The organism is Streptococcus mitis (genome assembly GCF_000960005.1).
Lineage (GTDB): Bacteria > Bacillota > Bacilli > Lactobacillales > Streptococcaceae > Streptococcus > Streptococcus mitis_CK.
The window spans coordinates 1,073,520-1,095,203 of the sequence record NZ_JYGP01000002.1 but is presented as its reverse complement, the minus strand read 5'-3'; the positions used below and the strand labels follow the sequence as shown (position 1 = coordinate 1,095,203).

19 protein-coding genes and 1 pseudogene are annotated in these 21,684 nt (G+C 42.1%); 15 read left to right on the top strand and 5 right to left on the bottom strand.

Going from position 1 to position 21,684, the window contains the following annotated elements; translation table 11 throughout:
• Positions 1 to 18 precede the first annotated feature (18 nt).
• The 6 genes from cysE to TZ90_RS06615 all read left to right on the top strand — a co-directional run bounded on the left by cysE (position 19) and on the right by TZ90_RS06615 (position 5,453).
• On the top strand, positions 19 to 636 hold the full coding sequence (gene cysE, locus TZ90_RS06640; protein ID WP_000539976.1) for a serine O-acetyltransferase: 618 nt from the start codon (positions 19 to 21) through the stop codon (positions 634 to 636).
• Positions 637 to 647: 11 nt separating this feature from the next.
• A complete protein-coding gene (locus TZ90_RS06635) occupies positions 648 to 1,532 on the top strand; it encodes a GNAT family N-acetyltransferase (RefSeq protein ID WP_045612148.1) in 885 nt (294 codons plus the stop codon).
• A gap of 82 nt (positions 1,533 to 1,614) precedes the next feature.
• On the top strand, positions 1,615 to 2,958 hold the full coding sequence (cysS, locus tag TZ90_RS06630; RefSeq protein WP_045612595.1) for a cysteine--tRNA ligase: 1,344 nt from the start codon (positions 1,615 to 1,617) through the stop codon (positions 2,956 to 2,958).
• Complete coding sequence (locus TZ90_RS06625; RefSeq protein WP_045612146.1) at positions 2,951 to 3,337, top strand: Mini-ribonuclease 3; 387 nt, start codon at positions 2,951 to 2,953, stop codon at positions 3,335 to 3,337. Before cysS ends, TZ90_RS06625 begins: the two co-directional genes overlap by 8 nt.
• A 3-nt stretch (positions 3,338 to 3,340) precedes the next feature.
• On the top strand, positions 3,341 to 4,210 hold the full coding sequence (locus tag TZ90_RS06620; RefSeq protein ID WP_045612144.1) for a helix-turn-helix domain-containing protein: 870 nt from the start codon (positions 3,341 to 3,343) through the stop codon (positions 4,208 to 4,210).
• A gap of 112 nt (positions 4,211 to 4,322) precedes the next feature.
• A complete protein-coding gene (locus TZ90_RS06615) occupies positions 4,323 to 5,453 on the top strand; it encodes an ABC transporter ATP-binding protein (protein WP_045612142.1) in 1,131 nt (376 codons plus the stop codon).
• Between the two features lie 95 nt (positions 5,454 to 5,548).
• Here TZ90_RS06615 and TZ90_RS06610 read toward each other — a convergent pair.
• From TZ90_RS06610 to TZ90_RS06590, 5 genes and pseudogenes are all read right to left on the bottom strand, one after another.
• Positions 5,549 to 6,739, bottom strand: a pseudogene (locus TZ90_RS06610) (ferredoxin reductase family protein).
• A 144-nt stretch (positions 6,740 to 6,883) separates the two neighbouring features.
• A complete protein-coding gene (locus tag TZ90_RS06605; RefSeq protein ID WP_000443882.1) occupies positions 6,884 to 7,543 on the bottom strand; it encodes an amino acid ABC transporter permease in 660 nt (219 codons plus the stop codon).
• A 9-nt stretch (positions 7,544 to 7,552) separates the two neighbouring features.
• Positions 7,553 to 8,230 carry an amino acid ABC transporter permease gene (locus tag TZ90_RS06600; protein ID WP_000131137.1) on the bottom strand — a complete coding sequence of 226 codons (678 nt, stop codon included), beginning with the start codon at positions 8,228 to 8,230 and terminating at the stop codon, positions 7,553 to 7,555.
• Positions 8,231 to 8,242: 12 nt separating this feature from the next.
• Positions 8,243 to 9,037, bottom strand: coding sequence for a transporter substrate-binding domain-containing protein (locus TZ90_RS06595; protein ID WP_080890747.1), 795 nt, complete (start codon positions 9,035 to 9,037; stop codon positions 8,243 to 8,245).
• 10 nt (positions 9,038 to 9,047) lie between these two features.
• Entirely contained in the window at positions 9,048 to 9,806 is a 759-nt protein-coding gene (locus TZ90_RS06590; RefSeq protein WP_045612140.1) for an amino acid ABC transporter ATP-binding protein, read from the bottom strand.
• Between the two features lie 175 nt (positions 9,807 to 9,981).
• Between TZ90_RS06590 and recJ the strand changes: the two genes are divergently transcribed.
• The 9 genes from recJ to TZ90_RS06545 all read left to right on the top strand — a co-directional run bounded on the left by recJ (position 9,982) and on the right by TZ90_RS06545 (position 21,676).
• The gene (gene recJ / locus TZ90_RS06585) at positions 9,982 to 12,204 is read left to right on the top strand and encodes a single-stranded-DNA-specific exonuclease RecJ (RefSeq protein WP_045612591.1); all 2,223 of its coding nucleotides are present in this window, start codon (positions 9,982 to 9,984) and stop codon (positions 12,202 to 12,204) included.
• A 170-nt stretch (positions 12,205 to 12,374) separates the two neighbouring features.
• The gene (locus TZ90_RS06580; protein ID WP_045612138.1) at positions 12,375 to 14,036 is read left to right on the top strand and encodes a ribonuclease J; all 1,662 of its coding nucleotides are present in this window, start codon (positions 12,375 to 12,377) and stop codon (positions 14,034 to 14,036) included.
• A gap of 68 nt (positions 14,037 to 14,104) precedes the next feature.
• Positions 14,105 to 14,884, top strand: a complete 780-nt coding sequence (locus tag TZ90_RS06575) for an alpha/beta hydrolase (RefSeq protein ID WP_045612136.1) — start codon at positions 14,105 to 14,107, stop codon at positions 14,882 to 14,884.
• A gap of 111 nt (positions 14,885 to 14,995) precedes the next feature.
• Complete coding sequence (locus TZ90_RS06570) at positions 14,996 to 16,216, top strand: peptidoglycan bridge formation alanyltransferase MurM (RefSeq protein WP_045612134.1); 1,221 nt, start codon at positions 14,996 to 14,998, stop codon at positions 16,214 to 16,216.
• Between the two features lie 4 nt (positions 16,217 to 16,220).
• Positions 16,221 to 17,387, top strand: a complete 1,167-nt coding sequence (locus TZ90_RS06565) for an aminoacyltransferase (RefSeq protein ID WP_045612132.1) — start codon at positions 16,221 to 16,223, stop codon at positions 17,385 to 17,387.
• A 78-nt stretch (positions 17,388 to 17,465) separates the two neighbouring features.
• Positions 17,466 to 18,167 (top strand): M57 family metalloprotease, encoded by a 702-nt coding sequence (locus tag TZ90_RS06560; RefSeq protein ID WP_045612131.1) that lies wholly within the window; start codon positions 17,466 to 17,468, stop codon positions 18,165 to 18,167.
• A 38-nt stretch (positions 18,168 to 18,205) separates the two neighbouring features.
• Positions 18,206 to 20,053, top strand: coding sequence for an excinuclease ABC subunit UvrC (gene uvrC / locus TZ90_RS06555; protein WP_045612129.1), 1,848 nt, complete (start codon positions 18,206 to 18,208; stop codon positions 20,051 to 20,053).
• Complete coding sequence (locus tag TZ90_RS06550) at positions 20,043 to 20,897, top strand: metallophosphoesterase family protein (protein ID WP_045612127.1); 855 nt, start codon at positions 20,043 to 20,045, stop codon at positions 20,895 to 20,897. Before uvrC ends, TZ90_RS06550 begins: the two co-directional genes overlap by 11 nt.
• A 173-nt stretch (positions 20,898 to 21,070) precedes the next feature.
• Positions 21,071 to 21,676, top strand: coding sequence for a nitroreductase family protein (locus TZ90_RS06545; RefSeq protein WP_045612125.1), 606 nt, complete (start codon positions 21,071 to 21,073; stop codon positions 21,674 to 21,676).
• The last annotated feature ends 8 nt before the right edge of the window (positions 21,677 to 21,684 follow it).

Sequence of the window (21,684 nt, the reverse complement as noted above, 5' to 3'; positions counted from 1 at the left end):
TAAGAAAAGGAGAAATGTATGGGATGGTGGCGCGAAACCATTGATATCGTAAAAGAAAATGATCCAGCGGCCCGCACCACTTTGGAGGTTTTGCTGACTTATCCAGGTGTCAAGGCATTGGCGGCCCACCGTCTCTCGCATTTTCTCTGGAAGCATGGCTTCAAACTCCTGGCTCGTATGCACAGTCAGTTTTGGCGCTTTTGGACTCAGATTGAGATTCATCCAGGTGCTCAGATTGATTCAGGAGTCTTTATCGACCACGGTTCTGGCTTAGTGATTGGTGAGACGGCGATTGTTGAAAAAGGCGTTCTTCTCTATCACGGAGTGACTCTCGGTGGGACTGGGAAGGATGTAGGTAAACGCCATCCGACCGTGCGAAAAGGAGCTCTCATATCAGCCCATGCCCAAGTTATCGGGCCTGTGGAAATCGGTGAAAATGCCAAGGTCGGTGCAGCAGCAGTTGTCGTGGCAGACGTACCTAGTGATGTGACGGTTGTTGGTATTCCGGCCAAAATTGTCCGCCTTCATGGTAAAAAAGATGAGCCAGTCATTCACGAAGTCGAAGAAAAACGAGAGTATTATGTCAATAAACTAGAGCAGGCTAAAGAAGCCAGTCACAGATCGTCTGGGTTGTAGAGGATACTTATATGATTCAAGCAAGAAATAAGTTGAGCCAAGAAGAGTTATTTGAGGCGAAAAAACTAATTGACTGTTGCCAAGCCTATGATGGAACTTATCGTGATCCCTATCTTTCTAACATGCTTAATTTTGACCCAAACATGCCCGCCTTTTTCCTTTATTATGAAAAAGGCGAACTTGTTGGTTTATTAACTGTCTATGCAGATGATCAAGATGTGGAAGTGACGATACTGGTTCATCCAGATTATCGCCGTCAGGGAATTGCGCGTGCATTGTTTACTAGTTTTGAGAGAGAAACAGCTTCTTTCTCTATTTGTTCAATCACTTTTCAGACAGAGCGTGTTTTTCTAGACCGCCATCCTGATTTTGTTAGCAACTGGGGATTGGTCGAGGATGAAGAGACAGAAACCTGGTTAGGTAAGGATAGAAAACCTTATCCGTTAGCAAATGTTTCTAATCTTGAAGTTTTGTTAGCAGATAGTTCGTATCAGGAGCAAATTAGTCAATTAAAATTTCAGGCATTTTCAGAGGAACATGAATCGAGAGAAGTTGTGGATAGATATGTCGCCGAAGCTCTGAAGGATCCAGAAAGTCGCCTATATATTTTATTAAAAGACGGTCAGGTTGTTGGAACTTGCACGGTAGATTTATCGACTAATACGAATTACTTCTACGGTTTGGCGATATCAGAACTTGAACGTGGTAAAGGCTATGGAAGCTACTTAGCAAAATATCTAGTCAACCAACTGATTGAGCAAAATGATAAGGAATTTCAGATTGCAGTAGAGGATAGCAACGTAGGTGCCAAACATTTGTATGAAAAAATCGGATTTGTCAAACAGACCCAGGTGGTTTATCTGAATGAGAAAGGAGAAAGGGATTCCGAAGTGTAGAGAGATTCGGACTGAAATTGAATTGAACTCTTAGTGATGAAACTAATTGTTCTTGGATTTTGGTTTTCCTGACTATTATTTTATGATTAAAATCTATGACACCATGTCTCGTGATTTGCGAGAATTTGTCCCTATCGAGGACGGCAAAGTCAAGATGTATGTTTGTGGGCCAACCGTGTACAACTATATCCATGTGGGGAATGCCCGTTCAACGGTGGCTTTTGATACCATTCGTCGATATTTCGAATACCGTGGTTATGATGTTGCCTATATTTCCAATTTTACAGATGTGGATGATAAGATTATCAACCGTGCCAAGGAAGAAGGGATCACGCCTCAGGAGGTTGCGGACAAGTACATCGCTGCCTTTCGTGAGGATGTGACGGCCTTGGGCGTCAAACCTGCGACTCGCCATCCGCGTGTGGTGGAGTTTATGGCTGACATTATTCGCTTTGTGGAAGACTTGATTGGAAAAGGCTTTGCCTATGAGAGTCAAGGAGATGTCTATTTCCGTGTGGAAAAATCTCATAACTATGCCAAGTTGGCCAATAAAACCTTGGAAGATTTGGAGCTAGGTGCTTCAGGTCGAACCGATGAAGAAACGGCTCGTAAGGAAAATCCTGTAGACTTTGCTCTATGGAAAGCTGCCAAATCAGGCGAGATTTCTTGGGACAGTCCTTGGGGACCTGGTCGTCCGGGCTGGCATATTGAGTGTTCGGTCATGTCAACAGAGATTTTGGGCGATACCATCGATATCCACGGTGGCGGAGCCGACCTCGAGTTTCCTCATCATACCAATGAAATTGCCCAGTCAGAAGCCAAAACAGGTAAGACCTTTGCTAACTACTGGATGCATAATGGCTTTGTCAATATCGATAATGTCAAGATGTCTAAGTCTTTGGGGAACTTTATCACTGTTCATGATGCCCTCAAAACTCTTGATGGTCAAGTGCTTCGTTTCTTCTTTGCGACTCAGCATTACCGCAAGCCTATCAATTTTACGGAAAAGGCAGTGCGGGATGCAGAGACTAATCTCAAGTATCTGAAAAACACCTATGAGCAACCATTTACTGGAACTGTAGATGCTCAAGAGTTACAAGCCTTTAAAGATAAGTTTGTAGCAGCTATGGATGAGGATTTCAACGCTGCTAATGGTATCACAGTTGTCTTTGAAATGGCCAAGTGGATTAACTCTGGCAATTATGATGCAAGTGTTAAGGAAGCTCTTGCGGATATGTTAGAAGTCTTTGGAATTGTCTTTATTGAGGAAGTTTTGGATGCAGATATTGAAGACTTGATCCAAAAACGCCAAGAAGCGCGTGCCAATCGTGACTTTGCGACAGCGGACCAGATCCGTGACCAATTGGCTACTCAAGGAATTAAGCTCCTTGACACCAAAGATGGAGTGAGGTGGACACGTGATTGATGTCAATCTCATTAACGGGATTGCGCTAGCCTTTGAAGGAGATGCGGTGTATTCTATGTATATTCGTCGTCACCTCATCCTCAAAGGCATGACCAAACCCAATAAACTCCACCAAGAAGCGACCAAGTATGTGTCGGCTAAAGCTCAGGCTCGCCTGATTTCTCTTATGTTGGAGGAGCATGTCCTGACGGAAAAAGAAGAAGAAATCTACAAACGTGGTCGCAATACCAATAGCCACACCAAGGCCAAAAATGCTGATGTGGTAACTTACCGTATGTCCACAGGTTTTGAAGCAGTGATGGGCTATCTCCATATGACTGAAAATCTGGAACGTCTTGAGAGCTTGATTTCCTGGTGTATCCAAAAAGTGGAGGGCTAGGGCATGATGGCAAAAGAACTACAAGACTGGTTTCCTGAAGCTCAGATTTCAGACCAACCAGTAGAGAAAGAGGGCTTTCTCACTCTCCCTTTAGCTTCTCACCAGTGGATTTTGCTGGAGGAAGCTAGTCTTAGCGAACGTGAAAAACAACTGGTGGCTCTCTTAACCAAACAGGAGCAAACTATTTCGCTCAATCCTTGGTATCCCTATCTGATTGAGGGGAAGGGACAGGCGCCGAAAACTTTTAAAAAGATTCAGTTGGTTTATTGTCATCTTTCCTATTTTCAGCAGGAAAATCTAGCTTCTTGGCTAGATATGATGCGGACTCTTTTTCCCAACTGTCAGACGGTGATTCAGGTCGGAGCTCAGGATTATGTTTTCGTACTTCAACAAGATAAATACACTTCTGTACGAGCTATTTTAAGTGATACGATTGAAGCGGTTGAGTATGACTTTGGACTGCGTCTCTCTATCATGTTAGGACAGGTTTGGTCTCAGACAGGAAATCAAGCCCTATCAGACTTAATCAAAGCGGAGCGGGATTTGTTCAAGACTTGGTGGCGTCAGGGTCACCAAGGTGTTTATACTTTTTCTCAGCTCTATCTTTGGAGTATGGGAGAAAGACTCGTGGACTTGAAGGCAATCAAGGAATGTCTACACCAGATGATTTTGGATCAGGATCAGATTCAGGAAATCATTCTCTCCCTTTGGGAAAATAGTGCCGTTCTCACTAAAACAGCCCAGCAGCTCTATCTGCACCGCAATTCTCTCCAATACAAGATTGATAAATGGGAAGAATTGACAGGCCTTCAGTTGAAGGAATTGACCGACCTAACCCTGTGTTATCAATTGATTTTACCAGATATTCTCTAAAGTTTTGTGCAAGTTGCACAGAACTTTTTTATTTTTTTGGTCACCTTGCCATAGAAAAGTAAAGCGTTTTCATCTATAATAAAACTATCAAAAGACAAAAGGAGTTCACCTCATGGTAGAATTGAATCTTAAAAATATTTACAAAAAATATCCAAACAGCGAACACTATTCAGTTGAAGACTTCAACTTGGACATTAAAGACAAAGAATTTATCGTTTTCGTAGGTCCTTCAGGATGTGGTAAATCAACAACTCTTCGTATGATTGCTGGTCTTGAAGATATCACAGAAGGTACTGCATCTATCGATGGCGTGGTTGTTAACGACGTAGCTCCAAAAGACCGTGACATTGCCATGGTATTCCAAAACTACGCTCTTTACCCACACATGACTGTATACGATAACATGGCTTTCGGTTTGAAATTGCGTAAATATAGCAAGGAAGACATCGACAAACGTGTGCAAGAAGCAGCTGAAATCCTTGGATTGAAAGAATTCTTGGAACGTAAACCTGCTGACCTTTCAGGTGGTCAACGTCAACGTGTTGCCATGGGTCGTGCCATCGTACGTGATGCAAAAGTGTTCTTGATGGACGAACCTTTGTCAAACTTGGATGCAAAACTTCGTGTATCTATGCGTGCTGAAATTGCGAAAATCCACCGTCGTATCGGAGCTACAACTATCTACGTAACTCACGACCAAACAGAAGCGATGACACTTGCAGACCGTATCGTTATCATGTCAGCAACTAAGAACCCTGCTGGTACAGGTACTATCGGACGTGTAGAACAAATCGGTTCTCCTCAAGAAGTTTACAAAAACCCAGTTAACAAATTCGTTGCAGGATTCATTGGAAGCCCAGCTATGAACTTTATTAATGTGAAATTAGTTGGTAGCGAAATTGTTTCAGACGGTTTCCGTTTGAAAGTGCCAGAAGGCGCTTTGAAAGTTCTCCGTGAAAAAGGCTACGAAGGTAAAGAATTGATCTTCGGTATCCGTCCAGAAGATGTGAATGCAGAACCTGCTTTCCTTGAAACATTCCCAGAATCAGTTGTGAAAGCTACTATCTCTGTATCAGAGTTGCTTGGTTCAGAATCTCACCTTTACTGCCAAGTTGGTAAAGATGAATTTGTTGCCAAAGTTGATGCTCGTGACTATTTGCAAACAGGTGCAACAGTTGAACTTGGATTTGACTTGAACAAAGCACACTTCTTCGATGTAGAAACTGAAAAAACAGTTTACTAAGATAAATAAAACTCAAAACACTGCTAGAAATCTGGCAGTGTTTTTTGAGATTGCGTAGAAAAAACTCCTGGGAAATTCCAGGAGAGTATGAGTGGTTATTTAAACTTGAATCCTTCGTAAATAAGCTCTGTTTTTGGATTTTGTTTCTTAATCTGTTTGGCAAGTGACTTCATCATAGAAAGAGGACCACACATATAGACGCTTGCATGTTCGGGCACTTCTTCTTGCTCAAAATTAAGATAGCCGTCTTTCCTACTGTCTACTAGATGGAGTTCAAAATTAGGATTTTTCTGAGCATAGTCACGGAGCAAATCTAGATAGACTGCATTTTCATCTTCACGGAAGCTATAGTAGAAGTGAACCTGTTTATCTAAAATAGGATGTTCACGGATGTAAGAGATGAAGGGGGTGATCCCAATACCTCCAGCAATCCAAACCTGATTTTCTCGTCCTTCTTCTATAATCATGTGTCCGTAAGCTCTGTCAACGGTTACTTTGCTACCGACTTGAAGATTGTCATAGATATTCTTGGTAGGGTCACCTGAATTTTTGACAGTAAAGTAAAGCGTTTGACCATGACCTCCTGAGATAGAAAAGGGATGCGGAGCACTTTCAAAACCTTCTTGAAAAATCTTTAGGAAGGCAAATTGTCCTGATTGATAGTTGAAAGGTCTGCTAAGATGGATTTGAATTTCTCTAGTATCGTGATTTAAGCGTTTGAGATTGGTAATTTTCCCTAGATAGGGGAAGGAAATCTTTTGATAAAGGAAGATGATGTAAAAACCAGCTAGTAAGCCTAAAATGGCATAGTTACCAACAAGAAAACTTAGAAGATTAAATGTAAGGAGACGATTGCCCATCATCATGTAGACGTGAAAGAGTCCGAAAATGTAGGCTAGATAAACCAGACGGTGAATCCATCTCCAAGCTTCGTATTGGATGTATTTGCCTAAATAGGCGACAAGGATGATACTGACAAAATATAGATGGCAAGGTTGCCAAACTGAGCAGCTAAACGAGAGCCCCACAAACCGCCCATACTAAAGTTATGAAAGATTAGTAGGATGATGGAGAGAAAGGCTGTGAATTTGTGGACAGTGTAGACCTTCTCCAAACCGTGAAACCAGCTTTCTAGTAGGGGGGAGACGAGTGGCTAGGATAAAAGTCAGAGATAGGCTTGTTAAAGCTAGTCCTGGAATAGTGAATTGGGGAGAAGTGTTCATCCAAGCAAAAAGAGTCAAGATAAAACTAGCTATGATAAAGAGTATTCCTTTGATTGATTTCATAGAAAATTCCATTTCATTTAGATTTTGATTTGTTGTAAACAAAATTGTTACATTTTATCATAGAAAAAGTATGGTGTCAAATTGAGTTCTATAAATATCTACTCTCATCAAAAAACTCTCCAATTGAACTGGAGAGCTAATTTATTATTCTGCAGCTTGTTGCCAGCGTTTTGCTAGCATATGAGACAGGCTAGAAATGGCTAGGTTAAAGCTGAAGTAGATGAGGGCAATCAGGATGTAAAGACTGAAGACCTGCTCTGGTTCGAAATAACGGCCCATGAGAATTTGGCTTGCTCCAAAGAGTTCTTGTAGGGCGATAACAGAGTAGAGAAGACTGGTATCCTTAATTACGGTTACAAACTGAGAAATGATGGCTGGCAACATTTTGCGAATGGCTTGCGGGAGAATGATGTGGTAGAGGATTTGGGCTGAGGTAAATCCTTGCGACATTCCTGCTTCGTACTGTCCCTTGTCCACGGCATTGAGACCGCCTCGGATAATCTCAGCCAAGGCTGCTGAGGTAAAGAGGGTAAATGCAGTGATTCCTGCTGGTGTGGATTTCATCTTGAAAACCAAAAAGATGGTGAAAATCCAGAGGAGGTTGGGAACGTTACGCACAAACTCGATGTAAATGCTGGAAATGATGCGCAAGATAGGATTTTTCCCATTTCTCATGACTGCTAGAACTGTACCGATAAGTGTAGCGAGGACGATGGCAATCAGAGAAATGTAGAGGGTCAAGCCAAATCCTTTAAAGATAAATACTAGGTTATCTGGGGTCAAAACTTCTAAAATGGATTCCATAGTAACCTCCTAAAGTGAATAGGCTTTTTTGTTGGCTTGCTCCATCTTGCGACCAAACTGGGCAACAGGAAAGCAAAGAGAAAAGTAGAGAAGGGCAGCACCTAAAAATGCTGGAATGTAGTTTCCGTTAAGTGCCGACCAAGACTTGGTCACAAACATCAAGTCCACTCCAGAGATAATAGCGACTGTAGAAGTGTTTTTGATGAGGTTAACAATTTGGTTGGTCAAAGGAGGGAGAATGATACGAAAGGCCTGAGGCAAGATAATCAAACGCATAGCACTGATATAGGTAAAACCTTGCGACAAGGCAGCCTCCATCTGACCGCTAGGAATAGACTGAATTCCTGAACGAATTACCTCAGCGATATAGGCACCGTGATAGAGTCCCACGCAGAGTACAGCCGTCCAATAAATCGGAATCATGATGATATGGTCACTAATAAGAGGCAAACCATAAAAAACGATAACAAACTGTACCAAGAGGGGAGTGTTTTGGTAAAACTCGACAAAGATACGAGCTAAAATGCGCAAAATTGGACGTTTACTGGTTGACATAGCTCCGAAGAAGATGCCCAAAACCATGGCGAGGATAAAGGATCCAATTGCTAGGGCAAGGGTGAAGAGGAAACCATTGAAAAATTGTCCAAAATCCTGAAAATAGGCTGTCCAAGATGATAAATCTGTCATGGGGTGTCCTCCTTATTCTGCGGAATGGCTAGATGGTTTGAGCTTGTAACGGTCATAAAGTTTTTGTAAACTGCCGTCCTTGCTCCATTTGGTGACCAAGTTATCGAGATAGTCGTTGAGCTCTTTATTTGATTTCTTGGTAACGATACCGTAGTCAGATGGCTTGAAACTATCATCAAGCAATTCTGTCCGTTTACTGATGTAACCAGATAGGATAGAACGGTCAACGGAAAAGGCATCAATACGGTGAGCATGTAGGGAAGTAATCAATTCTGGGTAGGAACCAAGTTCGACGAATTTAAAGGTCAAGCCTTTCTTTTTACCCAGTTCGGTAATCAGACGTTGAGTAATGGAACCTTGGGCAACTCCGATGGTTTTGCCGTTTAGGTCCTCGATGCTTTTGATTTTGGCAGATTTATTGACCAAAAAGCCAGAGGCATCTGTGTAGTAAGGGCTGGTGAAGTTGTAGAGTTTTTTGCGTTCATCTGTGATGGTAAAGGTCGCGATATCCATATCGACCTGTTCGTTATCTAGAAGGGGGCCACGGGTTTGTGCTGTAACCGGCACATAGCGAATCTTGACCTTGAGTTCATCAGCTACCATCTTGGCCAAGTCCGTTTCGATACCAGAATAGGTCCCTGTCTTGGGATCCTTGTAACCGAAATTGGGAACGTCTTGTTTCACACCAACAACCAGCTCGCCTCTCTTTTGAATGTCTGCGACACTGGTATCAGCCTGAACTGGTTTTGCAGCAGCAAGGCCGAAAAGGCTAATCACTAATGCGGATAAAAAGAATTTCTTTTTCATAGGCGCCTCCTTATTTGACTTTGTCACTTTCGTGGTTGATGATTTTGCTGAGGAATTGTTGGGCACGAGGTTCGCTTGGATTGTCGAAAAAGTCATCGACATCGGTCGTATCCACCAAAACTTCTCCGTCAGCCATAAAGATGATGCGGTCAGCAACTTCACGGGCGAAGCCCATTTCATGGGTCACGACAATCATATTCATACCATCGTGGGCCAATTTTTGCATAACTGCCAGAACATCACCGATGGTTTCAGGGTCAAGGGCAGATGTTGGTTCATCGAAGAGGAGGAGTTCTGGATGCATAGCGAGGCCACGTGCGATGGCAATTCGTTGTTTTTGTCCACCAGACAGCATGGCTGGATAAGAATCTTTCTTGTCCCACATATTAACAAATTCCAGATATTTTTGGGCTGTCTTTTCAGCTTCTTTTTTATCAATTCCTAGAACTTTTATGGGTGCAAGTGTTACGTTTTCTAACACTGTTTTGTGTGGGTAGAGGTTGAAATGCTGGAAAACCATACCGACTTCCTTGCGAAGCGGTACTAAATCTTTCTGGCTGGCACCAGCAATTTGGTGACCATTTACTAGAAGACTTCCTTTGTCTACAGCCTCCAAACCATTGATGGTACGGATTAGAGTGGACTTCCCTGAACCAGAAGGGCCTAGGAGTACAACGACTTGCCCTTTTTCAAAACGGAGATTGATGTCGCGGAGCGCGTGGTAGTCCCCGTAATATTTTTCGACGTGTTCAAATTCTACTAAAGCCATAAGGAATCTCCTTTGTGTTAGATTTTATAACATGATTCTACACCAAAAGATTTGTCTTGTCAAATCATATCTTAAAAATTCACTAAAATTTTATAAAAAAGCAATCTGGATAGAGAAAAAGCTTAAATCATGTTATAATGAAACGATAGAATTCTTAGAAAGAGTGGATGTCTTTTTGATAACACCTACTTATGAATGGCAGTTTGCCCCGCAAGTAGAAGATGCGGATTTTACAAAGATAGCCAAGAAGGCTGGATTGGGTCCTGAGGTGGCTCGGTTACTATTTGAGAGAGGGATTCAGGACCAAGAGAGTCTGAAGAAGTTTTTAGAACCTTCCTTGGAGGACTTGCATGACCCTTATCTACTCCATGATATGGATAAGGCAGTGGGACGGATTCGTCAGGCTATTGAAGAAGGGGAAAATATCCTCATTTATGGAGATTACGATGCGGATGGCATGACTTCAGCTTCGATTGTGAAGGAAAGTTTGGAACAGCTTGGCGCTGAGTGCCGGGTTTATCTGCCCAATCGTTTTACTGATGGCTATGGTCCAAATGCTAGTGTTTATAAATACTTTATCGAGCAAGAAGGGATTTCCTTGATTGTGACGGTGGACAATGGAGTTGCGGGTCACGAGGCTATTGAATTGGCCCAGTCTATGGGAGTAGATGTCATTGTGACCGACCATCATTCTATGCCTGAAACCTTACCAGATGCCTATGCTATTGTCCATCCTGAACATCCGGATGCGGACTATCCTTTCAAATATTTGGCTGGTTGTGGAGTAGCTTTTAAGCTGGCTTGTGCCCTTTTAGAGGAAGTACAAGTGGAATTGCTTGATTTGGTTGCTATCGGAACTATTGCGGATATGGTAAGCCTGACGGATGAAAACCGTATCTTGGTGCAATATGGTTTGGAAATGTCGGGACACACTCAGCGTATTGGTCTACAAGAAATGCTAGACATGGCTGGGATTGCTGCCAATGAAGTGACAGAAGAAACGATTGGTTTCCAGATTGCCCCTCGTTTGAATGCCTTGGGTCGCTTGGACGATCCTAATCCTGCCATTGATTTGCTGACTGGGTTTGACGACGAGGAAGCTCACGAGATTTCCCTTATGATTCACCAGAAAAACGAAGAGCGCAAGGAAATCGTCCAGTCTATCTATGAAGAAGCTAAGACCATGGTGGACCCTGAGAAGAAGGTCCAAGTCTTGGCTAAGGAAGGCTGGAATCCTGGGGTTTTAGGAATCGTAGCTGGTCGTTTGTTGGAAGAATTGGGACAGACAGTCATTGTTCTCAATATAGAAGACGGTCGTGCTAAGGGCAGTGCTCGTAGTGTGGAAGCGGTCGATATTTTTGAGGCTCTGGATCCTCATCGAGACCTCTTCATCGCATTTGGCGGCCATGCTGGTGCGGCTGGAATGACGCTGGAAGTGGAGAAACTCTCAGATTTATCTCAGGTTTTGGAAGATTATGTCCGTGAAAAAGGCGCGGATGCTGGTGGCAAGAACAAGTTAAATCTAGATGAAGAACTGGATTTGGAGACACTTAGCTTGGAAACGGTCAAAAGTTTTGAACGTTTGGCACCTTTTGGCATGGACAATCAGAAACCTATCTTTTATATCAAGGATTTTCAGGTCGAAAGTGCCCGTACTATGGGGGCAGGTAATGCCCATCTCAAGCTGAAAATTTCCAAAGGTGAGGCGAGTTTTGAAGTGGTAGCCTTTGGCCAAGGCAGATGGGCGACAGAGTTTTCTCAAACCAAGAATCTAGAGCTGGCAGTCAAATTGTCTGTCAACCAATGGAATGGCCAAACTGCCCTCCAGTTGATGATGGTGGATGCGCGTGTGGAGGGTGTTCAACTTTTTAACATCCGTGGGAAGAATGCAGTCTTGCCAGAAGGAGTTCCAGTCTTGGATTTTGCTGGAGAACTGCCAAATCTGGCGGATAGTGAAGCTGTTATCGTAAAAACCGTTCCTGAGGATATTACTCAGCTGAAGACCATTTTTCAGGAACAAAATTTCTCTGCTGTCTATTTCAAGAATGATATTGATAAGGCCTACTATCTGACAGGGTATGGGACTAGAGAACAGTTTGCCAAATTGTACAAGACTATCTACCAGTTCCCAGAGTTTGATATTCGCTACAAGCTGAAGGATTTGGCTACTTATCTCAATATCCAACAAATCTTGCTGGTCAAGATGATTCAAGTATTTGAAGAGCTAGGCTTTGTGACAATCAAAGATGGTGTCATGACAGTCAATAAAGAGGCACCAAAGCGAGAGATAGGAGAAAGTCAAATTTACCAAAATCTCAAACAAACCGTCAAAGACCAAGAAATGATGGCACTAGGAACTGTGCAAGAAATTTATGACTTTTTAATGGAAAAAGAGTAGATCATAGGAAAGAGTTGGGAAACCAGCTCTTTTTTGAAAACAAATCTTCATTTTGAAAATCATCAAAAAAATGGTATAATGGTAGGAAAAGATTCGGCTAAAAGTAGTGCTTTTAGAATAAGAGGGTAACCAACCCTATAATCAAGATAAATTAAGCTTTCGGAGGAAAAATGAGTAATATCAGTTTAACAACACTTGGTGGTGTACGTGAAAACGGGAAAAATATGTATATCGCTGAAATCGATGGATCTATTTTCGTTTTGGATGCAGGTCTAAAATACCCTGAAAATGAACAACTAGGGGTGGATGTAGTCATTCCAAACATGGACTACCTTTTTGAAAATAGCGACCGTATCGCAGGGGTTTTCTTGACCCACGGGCATGCGGATGCCATTGGTGCTCTGCCTTATCTCTTGGCTGAAGCCAAGGTACCTGTATTTGGCTCTGAGTTGACCATTGAGTTGGCAAAACTCTTTGTCAAAGGGAATGACACAGTTAAGAAATTCAATGATTTCCATGTCATCGATGAGGATACGGAGATTGATTTTGGAGGAACTGTGGTGTCCTTCTTCCGTACAACTCACTCTATTCCAGAAAGTCTGGGTGTTGTCTTGAAGACAGCTGAAGGGAGCATCGTTTATACAGGTGACTTCAAATTTGACCAGACAGCTAGTGAATCCTACGCGACAGACTTCGCTCGTTTGGCAGAAATTGGTCGTGACGGAGTTCTAGCGCTTCTTAGCGATTCAGCCAATGCAGACAGTAATATCCAAGTGGCTAGTGAAAGTGAGGTTGGGGACGAGATCACTCAAACCATTGCAGATTGGGATGGTCGTATCATTGTTGCAGCAGTAGCTAGCAACCTCTCTCGTATCCAGCAGGTGTTTGACGCTGCGGATGCAACAGGTCGCCGTGTGGTCTTGACAGGATTTGATATTGAAAATATCGTCCGCACGGCTATTCGTCTTAAGAAATTGTCTCTAGCTAACGAGAGTCTTTTGATTAAGCCAAAAGACATGTCTCGTTTTGAAGACCATGAGCTGATTATCCTTGAAACAGGCCGTATGGGTGAGCCTATCAATGGTCTTCGCAAGATGTCGATTGGTCGCCACCGTTATGTGGAAATCAAGGACGGTGACCTGATCTATATTGTAACGACACCGTCTATCGCCAAAGAAGCTGTCATGGCACGTGTGGAAAACATGATTTATCAAGCTGGCGGGGTTGTCAAACTGATCACTCAAAGCTTGCGTGTGTCAGGACATGGGAATGCGCGTGATTTGCAGTTGATGATTAATCTCTTGCAACCTAAGTATCTCTTCCCAATTCAAGGGGAATACCGTGAGTTGGATGCCCATGCTAAGGCTGCTATGGCGGTCGGGATGCTACCGGAACGCATTTTTATCCCTAAAAAGGGAACTAGTATGGCTTATGAGAATGGTGACTTTGTCCCAGCTGGAGCAGTTTCAGCAGGAGATGTCTTGATTGATGGAAATGCCATTGGTGATGTTGGAAATGTGGTTCTTCGTGACCGTAAGGTTTTGTCAGAGGATGGTATTTTCATCGTCGCAATTACCGTTAACCGTCGTGAGAAGAAAATTGTAGCCAAGGCTCGTGTTCATACGCGCGGATTTGTTTATCTCAAGAAGAGTCGCGATATTCTCCGTGAAAGTTCAGAATTGATTAACCAAACGGTAGAAGACTATCTGCAAGGAGATGACTTTGACTGGGCAGATCTTAAAGGGAAGGTTCGTGATAATCTGACCAAGTACCTATTTGATCAAACCAAGCGTCGTCCAGCTATTTTACCAGTAGTCATGGAAGCAAAATAATCTTTGAAATAAATAGAGAGAAAGTCGAATTTCGGCTTTTTCTTATCGGAAAATAGAAGGAGAAAATCATGGCAGTAATGAAAATTGAGTATTACTCACAAGTTTTGGATATGGAGTGGGGAGTGAATGTTCTTTACCCCGATGCCAATCGAGTGGAAGAACCAGATTGTAAAGATATTCCCGTCTTGTACCTCTTGCACGGGATGTCTGGCAACCATAATAGCTGGCTCAAGCGGACCAATGTAGAACGCTTGCTTCGAGGAACCAATCTCATCGTTGTCATGCCTAATACCAGCAATGGTTGGTACACCGATACCCAGTATGGTTTTGACTATTACACAGCTCTAGCAGAAGAATTGCCACAGGTTTTGAAACGCTTCTTCCCTAATATGACCAGCAAGCGTGAAAAGACCTTTATCGCTGGTCTATCTATGGGAGGTTACGGCTGTTTTAAACTGGCTCTTGCTACAAATCGTTTCTCTCGTGCAGCTAGCTTTTCAGGCGCCCTTAGTTTTCAAGATTTTTCTCCTGAAAGCCAAAATCTGGGGACACCAGCTTACTGGAGAGGTGTTTTTGGAGAGATTAAAGATTGGACAACTAGTCCCTATTCGCTTGAAAGTCTGGCTAAAAAATCGGATAAAAAGACCAAGCTGTGGGCTTGGTGTGGCGAGCAGGATTTCTTGTACGAAGCCAATAATCTCGCAGTGAAAAATCTCAAAAAACTGGGCTTTAATGTGACCTATAGGCATAGTGCTGGAACTCACGAGTGGTACTACTGGGAAAAACAATTGGAACGGTTCTTAGCAACCCTACCGATTGATTTCAAATTAGAAGAGAGATTGACTTAGTTTGAACTTCAGCATAGGGGGAGTAGAACTAAAATAAAATATGTTTTCACTAGACTTTTCAAGCGAAAGTAGTAGAATAGTAATAAGATACTGGATGAAAGATAGTAGGAAATGTACCGTTATCAAATTGGCATTCCCGCATTAGAATATGATCAGTTTGTCAAAGACCATGAATTAGGCAATGTATTACAAAGTAGTGCTTGGGAAGAAGTTAAGTCTGATTGGCAACATGAGAAGTTTGGTGTTTACAGGGAAGAAAAATTACTGGCGACAGCTAGTATTTTGATTAGAACTCTTCCGCTAGGCTATAAAATGTTTTACGTCCCAAGAGGACCCATATTGGATTATGGAGATACAGAACTCTTGAGTTTTGTCATTCAGTCCATTAAGTCTTATGCTCGCAGTAAGAGAGCTATTTTTGTGACTTTTGACCCAAGTATTTGCCTGTCTCAAAGTTTAATTAATCAGGAAAAAACAGAATTTCCTGAAAATCTGGCTATTATTGATAGTTTGCAACAAATGGGAGTAAGGTGGTCAGGAAAAACAGAGGAAATGGGAGACACCATTCAACCTCGTATTCAGGCGAAAATATACAAGGAAAATTTTGAAGAAGATAAACTTTCCAAGTCAACAAAACAGGCTATTCGAACAGCACGGAATAAGGGGGTAGAGATTCAATTTGGTGGAACTGAATTATTGGAGTCTTTTTCCTTTTTGATGAAAAAAACCGAGAAGCGGAAAGAGATTCATTTGAGGAATGAAGCCTATTATAAAAAGTTGTTAGATAATTTTAAGGACAAGGCCTATATCACCTTGGCAACCTTGGATGTTTCTAAACGTTCGCAAGAATTAGAAGAACAGTTAGCGAAAAACAGAGCCTTGGAAGAGACCTTTACTGAGTCGACTCGAACTTCAAAAGTAGAAGCGCAGAAGAAGGAAAAAGAACGTTTGTTAGAGGAATTGACTTTCCTGCAGGAATATATGGATGCAGGTCAAGCGAGAGTTCCTTTAGCGGCTACCCTGACTTTAGAATTCGGACAAACTTCTATCAATCTATACGCAGGAATGGATGAAGATTTTAAACGATATAAAGCCCCTATTTTGACTTGGTATGAGACAGCTCGATATTCCTTTGAACGTGGCATTTTATGGCAAAATTTAGGAGGCGTCGAGAATGCTTTAGATGGTGGACTCTATCGTTTTAAAGCTAATTTTAATCCAACGATTGAAGAATACTTGGGTGAATTTACAATGCCTACCCATCCTCTCTATCCTCTGTTAAGACTTGCTCTTGATTTCCGTAAAACATTAAGAAAAAAACATAGAAAGTAAGTATATGGCACTAATTACACTCACGAAAGAAGAGTTTCAGGCTTATTCTGGTCAGGTTTCTTCTCGTTCCTTTATGCAATCTGTTCAGATGGGGGACTTGTTAGAAAAAAGAGGGGCTCGAATTGTTTATCTTGCTTTGAAACAAGAAGGAGAAATTCAAGTTGCAGCTCTGGTTTATAGCTTGCCCATGCTGGGTGGTCTGCATATGGAGCTCAATTCGGGTCCGATTTATACCCAACAAGATGCTCTTCCAGTTTTTTATGCGGAGTTAAAAGAATATGCCAAGCAAAATGGTGTATTAGAGTTGCTTGTAAAACCTTATGAAACTTATCAAACTTTTGATAGTGAAGGTAATCCAATAGATGCTGAGAAAAAAAGTATTATTCAAGGTTTGACTGATTTAGGTTATCAATTTGATGGATTGACAAGAGGTTATCCAGGTGGAGAAGTCAGCTGGCATTACATCAAAGATTTGCAAGATTATGATGCTGTTTCCTTATTGAAATCCTTTAATAAAAATAGTATTCGCAACATTCAATCAGCTTTTGATTTTAATATTCTTATTCGCAATGCAGAACGGGAAGAAATTCCAATATTCAAAAAAATTATCGAAGAAACAGGTAAAAGACAAGGTTTTGAGGATAAGAATTTAGATTATTACATGAAATTGTATGATATGTTTGGAGATAAGGCGGATTTCCTAATTGCTGAAGTCAATCCACAACAGTCTATAGATGCTTTAAATGTGAAGATGGCTATTCTTGACAAGAAGTCGAAACAATTTCACCAGCAATACCAAGCTTTGCAAAAGAAAAAAGATTTTCTAACTAGTTTGGATAGTGAGTCTGGCAATGTTGCTCTGGCTTGTGCTTTAATAATCTACACAAATACAGAGGCAACGTACTTGTTTGGGGGGTCGTACGCAGAGTATCAGAAGTTTTCAGCTCCATTTTTACTTCAATATCATGCGATGAAGCAGACAATGCAACGAAATATCCATCAATACAACTTCCTAGGTATTCAAGGGATTTTTGATGGTAGTGATGGCGTTTTGCGTTTTAAACAAAATTTTAATGGCTATATTGTACGTAAAGTAGGGACTTTCCGTTATCATCCATCGCCTTTAAAATACAAAGCTATTCAGTTACTCAAAAAAATATTAGGGCGATAAGATAAGAAAGTCGTTCTTTAGCTTTCTTTCAGCTTGTTTTAGTAAAATAGACTTTATTTGCTAGAAAGGTGGAGGGACATGCGCTGGATTTTTCGTTTGATAGGGGCTTTCTTTTCTTTTGTGTGGCGTTTGTTTTGGCGTCTAGTTTGGATAGCTTTTCTTTTGTGTGCTTTTGCTTTTGGACTTCTCTGGTATCTGAACGGTGATTTTCAAGGAGCGCTAAAGCAAGCAGAGCGGTCAGTAAAAATTGGTCAACAAAGTATCGACCAATGGGAAAAAACAGGACAACTGCCTAAGTTGAACAAGACAGATAGCCACCAACACTCTGAAGGAAGGTGGCCACAGGCTTTAGCTCGTATTTGCCTGGATCCTCAGATGGATTCAGGATTTCAAGAGGCGTATTTAGAAGCAATTCAGAACTGGAATCAAACGGGTGCTTTTAACTTTGAAATTGTCACTGAAGCCAGCAAGGCAGATATCTTGGCTACGGAGATGAACGACGGAAACACTCCTGTGGCAGGAGAGGCGGAAAGTCAGACAAATTTCTTGACAGGGCAATTCTTATCCGTAACGGTGCGGTTGAATCATTATTATCTGTCCAATCCTGACTATGGCTATTCCTATGAGCGCATTGTCCATACGGCAGAACATGAGTTGGGGCATGCGATTGGCTTGGACCATACAGATGAGAAGTCTGTCATGCAACCTGCAGGTTCCTTTTATGGTATCCAGAAAGAGGATGTTGCAAGACTTCGAAAAATATATGAGACCAATGAGTAGGGGACTATCTTTCCCTACTTTTTTGCTATAATGGAACTATGAATAACTTGATTAAATCAAAACTAGAGCTCTTGCCAACCAGTCCTGGTTGCTACATTCACAAGGATAAAAACGGCACCATTATCTATGTAGGAAAGGCTAAAAATCTGCGTAACCGCGTGAGGTCTTATTTCCGTGGAAGTCATGATACCAAAACAGAGGCCTTGGTGTCTGAAATTGTGGATTTTGAATTTATCGTTACGGAGTCTAATATTGAGGCACTTCTCTTAGAAATCAACCTGATTAAGGAAAACAAGCCCAAGTACAATATCATGCTCAAGGATGATAAGTCTTATCCTTTCATCAAAATCACCAATGAACGCTATCCTCGTTTGATTATCACCCGTCAGGTCAAAAAAGACGGAGGTCTCTATTTTGGTCCCTATCCAGATGTGGGAGCAGCCAATGAAATCAAGCGACTACTGGATCGGATTTTCCCTTTTCGTAAGTGTACCAATCCTCCTTCTAAGGTTTGTTTTTATTACCATATCGGTCAATGTATGGCCCACACTATCTGTAAGAAGGATGAGTCCTACTTCAAGTCTATGGCTCAGGAGGTTTCTGATTTCCTAAAAGGGCAGGATGACAAAATCATCGATGATCTCAAGGGTAAGATGGCATCCGCAGCACAAAGTATGGAATTTGAACGGGCAGCGGAATACCGTGACCTGATTCAGGCGATTGGGACTCTTAGGACCAAGCAACGGGTTATGGCCAAGGATCTCCAAAACCGTGACGTCTTTGGCTACTATGTCGACAAGGGCTGGATGTGTGTTCAGGTTTTCTTTGTTCGTCAGGGTAAGCTTATTGAGCGCGATGTCAATCTTTTCCCTTATTATAATGATCCGGATGAGGATTTCTTGACCTATGTGGGACAATTCTATCAAGAAAAATCTCACCTAGTTCCTAATGAGGTGCTGATTCCGCAGGATATTGACGAAGAAGCTGTAAAGGCTTTGGTAGACACCAAGATTCTCAAACCCCAGCGTGGAGAGAAAAAGCAACTGGTCAATCTGGCTATAAAGAATGCCCGAGTCAGCCTAGAGCAGAAATTCAACCTGCTGGAGAAATCTGTCGAAAAGACACAAGGAGCTATTGAAAATCTAGGACGTTTGCTCCAAATTCCGACTCCAGTTCGCATCGAGTCCTTCGATAACTCCAATATCATGGGTACCAGCCCTGTTTCGGCTATGGTAGTCTTTGTCAATGGCAAACCAAGTAAGAAGGATTACCGTAAGTATAAAATCAAAACCGTAGTCGGGCCAGACGACTATGCCAGTATGAGAGAAGTCATTCGCAGGCGCTATGGTCGAGTACAGCGTGACGGTTTGACTCCTCCAGATTTGATTGTGATTGATGGGGGACAAGGTCAAGTCAATATCGCCAAGCAAGTCATCCAAGAGGAACTGGGCTTGGATATCCCCATTGCAGGTCTGCAAAAGAATGATAAGCACCAAACCCATGAATTGCTCTTTGGAGATCCGCTTGAGGTGGTGGAGTTGTCTCGCAATTCTCAGGAATTTTTCCTTTTGCAACGCATTCAAGATGAGGTCCACCGCTTTGCCATTACTTTCCACCGCCAACTGCGCTCCAAAAATTCCTTTTCATCACAACTGGATGGAATTGAAGGGCTAGGACCTAAACGCAAGCAGAATCTCATGAAGCATTTCAAGTCTCTGGCCAAAATCAAGGAAGCCAGTGTGGATGAGATTGTCGAAGTTGGAGTGCCTAGAGCAGTAGCAGAGACTGTGCAAAGAAAATTGAACCCGCAGGAAGAAGTGGAATTAGCTCAAGTGGCGGAAGAAAGAGTAGATTACCAAACGGAAGGAAACCACAATGAAACATAAAATCGCAATTTTATCAGATATTCATGGAAATGCGACGGCTTTAGAAGCAGTGATTGCAGATGCTAAAACTCAAGGAGCCAGTGAATATTGGCTTATGGGAGATATTTTTCTTCCTGGTCCAGGTGCAAATGATTTGGTAGCCCTGCTAAAGGACCTTCCTATCACAGCAAGTGTTCGAGGTAATTGGGATGATTGTGTCCTTGAGGCCTTGGATGGTGAATATGGTTTGGAACATCCACAAGAAATCCAGTCAATGCGAATGACCCAGTTTTTGATGGAGCGAATGGATCCTGCAACGATTGTCTGGTTACGAAGCTTGCCTTTGCTGGAAAAGAAAGAGGTTGATGGGTTGCGCTTTTCTATCTCTCATAATTTACCTGACAAAAATTATGGGGGTGACTTGTTGGTTGGGAATGATACAGAAAAATTTGACCAACTGCTAGATGAGGAAACGGACGTGGCAGTCTATGGTCATGTCCACAAGCAGTTGCTTCGTTACGGCAGTCAAGGGCAACAAATCATCAATCCAGGGTCGATTGGCATGCCCTATTTTAATTGGGAGGCGTTAAAAAATCACCGTGCCCAGTATGCCGTGATAGAAGTTGAAGATGGGGAATTGGTAAATATCCTATTTCGTAAAGTTGCTTATGACTATGAAGCGGAGTTGGAGTTGGCCAAATTCAAGGGGCTTCCTTTTATCGAAATGTATGAAGAGCTACGACGAGAAGACAACTATCAGGGGCACAATCTGGAACTATTAGCAAGCTTAATAGAAAAGCATGGGTATGTAGAAGATGTGAAGAATTTCTTGGAGGCTATAAAGTCAGAATATAAGATAGACTAGTTTCTTTAAGTAACTGAAAATTAATTGGAACTGGATGAGGGGATTCCTGATTTAAATGATTTTCTTCATTCAGTTGCTTATCCTTGTTCCAGTTTGTCTCTACGAAAAATCTCTGCAACCTCTTTCAAATTATGGTAGAATGGAAGCAGTAGAATTAGAAAAGGAAATAGATTATGAAATTTCTTGAATTAAATAAAAAACGTCATGCGACTAAGCATTTCACTGATAAGCCAGTTGATCCAAAAGATGTGCGTACGGCTATCGAAATTGCAACCTTGGCGCCAAGCGCCCACAACAGCCAGCCTTGGAAATTTGTGGTCGTTCGGGAGAAAAATGCCGAACTAGCAAAATTGGCATACGGTTCAAACTTTGAACAGGTATCATCAGCACCTGTAACCATTGCCTTGTTTACAGATACGGACCTTGCCAAACGTGCCCGTAAAATTGCCCGAGTTGGTGGTGCTAACAATTTCTCAGAAGAACAACTACAATACTTCATGAAAAATTTGCCTGCTGAATTTGCCCGTTACAGTGAGCAACAAGTCAGCGACTACCTAGCCCTCAATGCAGGTTTGGTTGCTATGAACTTGGTTTTGGCTCTTACAGACCAAGGAATCGGATCAAATCTGATTCTTGGTTTTGACAAATCAAAAGTCAACGAAGTTTTGGAAATCGAAGACCGCTTCCGCCCAGAACTCTTGATTACAGTGGGTTACACAGACGAAAAATTAGAACCAAGCTACCGCTTGCCAGTAGATGAAATCATCGAGAAAAGATAGAAAGAAGA

Coding starts and splice junctions, on each gene's coding strand:
- TZ90_RS06550 (WP_045612127.1), top strand. CDS start 20,043: ATGAAACATAAAATCGCAATTTTATCAGATATTCATGGAAATGCGACG.
- TZ90_RS06575 (WP_045612136.1), top strand. CDS start 14,105: ATGGCAGTAATGAAAATTGAGTATTACTCACAAGTTTTGGATATGGAG.
- TZ90_RS06590 (WP_045612140.1), bottom strand. CDS start 9,806: ATGGCTTTAGTAGAATTTGAACACGTCGAAAAATATTACGGGGACTAC.
- TZ90_RS06545 (WP_045612125.1), top strand. CDS start 21,071: ATGAAATTTCTTGAATTAAATAAAAAACGTCATGCGACTAAGCATTTC.
- uvrC (WP_045612129.1), top strand. CDS start 18,206: ATGAATAACTTGATTAAATCAAAACTAGAGCTCTTGCCAACCAGTCCT.
- TZ90_RS06565 (WP_045612132.1), top strand. CDS start 16,221: ATGGCACTAATTACACTCACGAAAGAAGAGTTTCAGGCTTATTCTGGT.
- TZ90_RS06635 (WP_045612148.1), top strand. CDS start 648: ATGATTCAAGCAAGAAATAAGTTGAGCCAAGAAGAGTTATTTGAGGCG.
- TZ90_RS06580 (WP_045612138.1), top strand. CDS start 12,375: ATGAGTAATATCAGTTTAACAACACTTGGTGGTGTACGTGAAAACGGG.
- TZ90_RS06600 (WP_000131137.1), bottom strand. CDS start 8,230: ATGACAGATTTATCATCTTGGACAGCCTATTTTCAGGATTTTGGACAA.
- cysS (WP_045612595.1), top strand. CDS start 1,615: ATGATTAAAATCTATGACACCATGTCTCGTGATTTGCGAGAATTTGTC.
- TZ90_RS06570 (WP_045612134.1), top strand. CDS start 14,996: ATGTACCGTTATCAAATTGGCATTCCCGCATTAGAATATGATCAGTTT.
- cysE (WP_000539976.1), top strand. CDS start 19: ATGGGATGGTGGCGCGAAACCATTGATATCGTAAAAGAAAATGATCCA.
- TZ90_RS06560 (WP_045612131.1), top strand. CDS start 17,466: ATGCGCTGGATTTTTCGTTTGATAGGGGCTTTCTTTTCTTTTGTGTGG.
- TZ90_RS06620 (WP_045612144.1), top strand. CDS start 3,341: ATGATGGCAAAAGAACTACAAGACTGGTTTCCTGAAGCTCAGATTTCA.
- TZ90_RS06605 (WP_000443882.1), bottom strand. CDS start 7,543: ATGGAATCCATTTTAGAAGTTTTGACCCCAGATAACCTAGTATTTATC.
- TZ90_RS06595 (WP_080890747.1), bottom strand. CDS start 9,037: ATGAAAAAGAAATTCTTTTTATCCGCATTAGTGATTAGCCTTTTCGGC.
- TZ90_RS06615 (WP_045612142.1), top strand. CDS start 4,323: ATGGTAGAATTGAATCTTAAAAATATTTACAAAAAATATCCAAACAGC.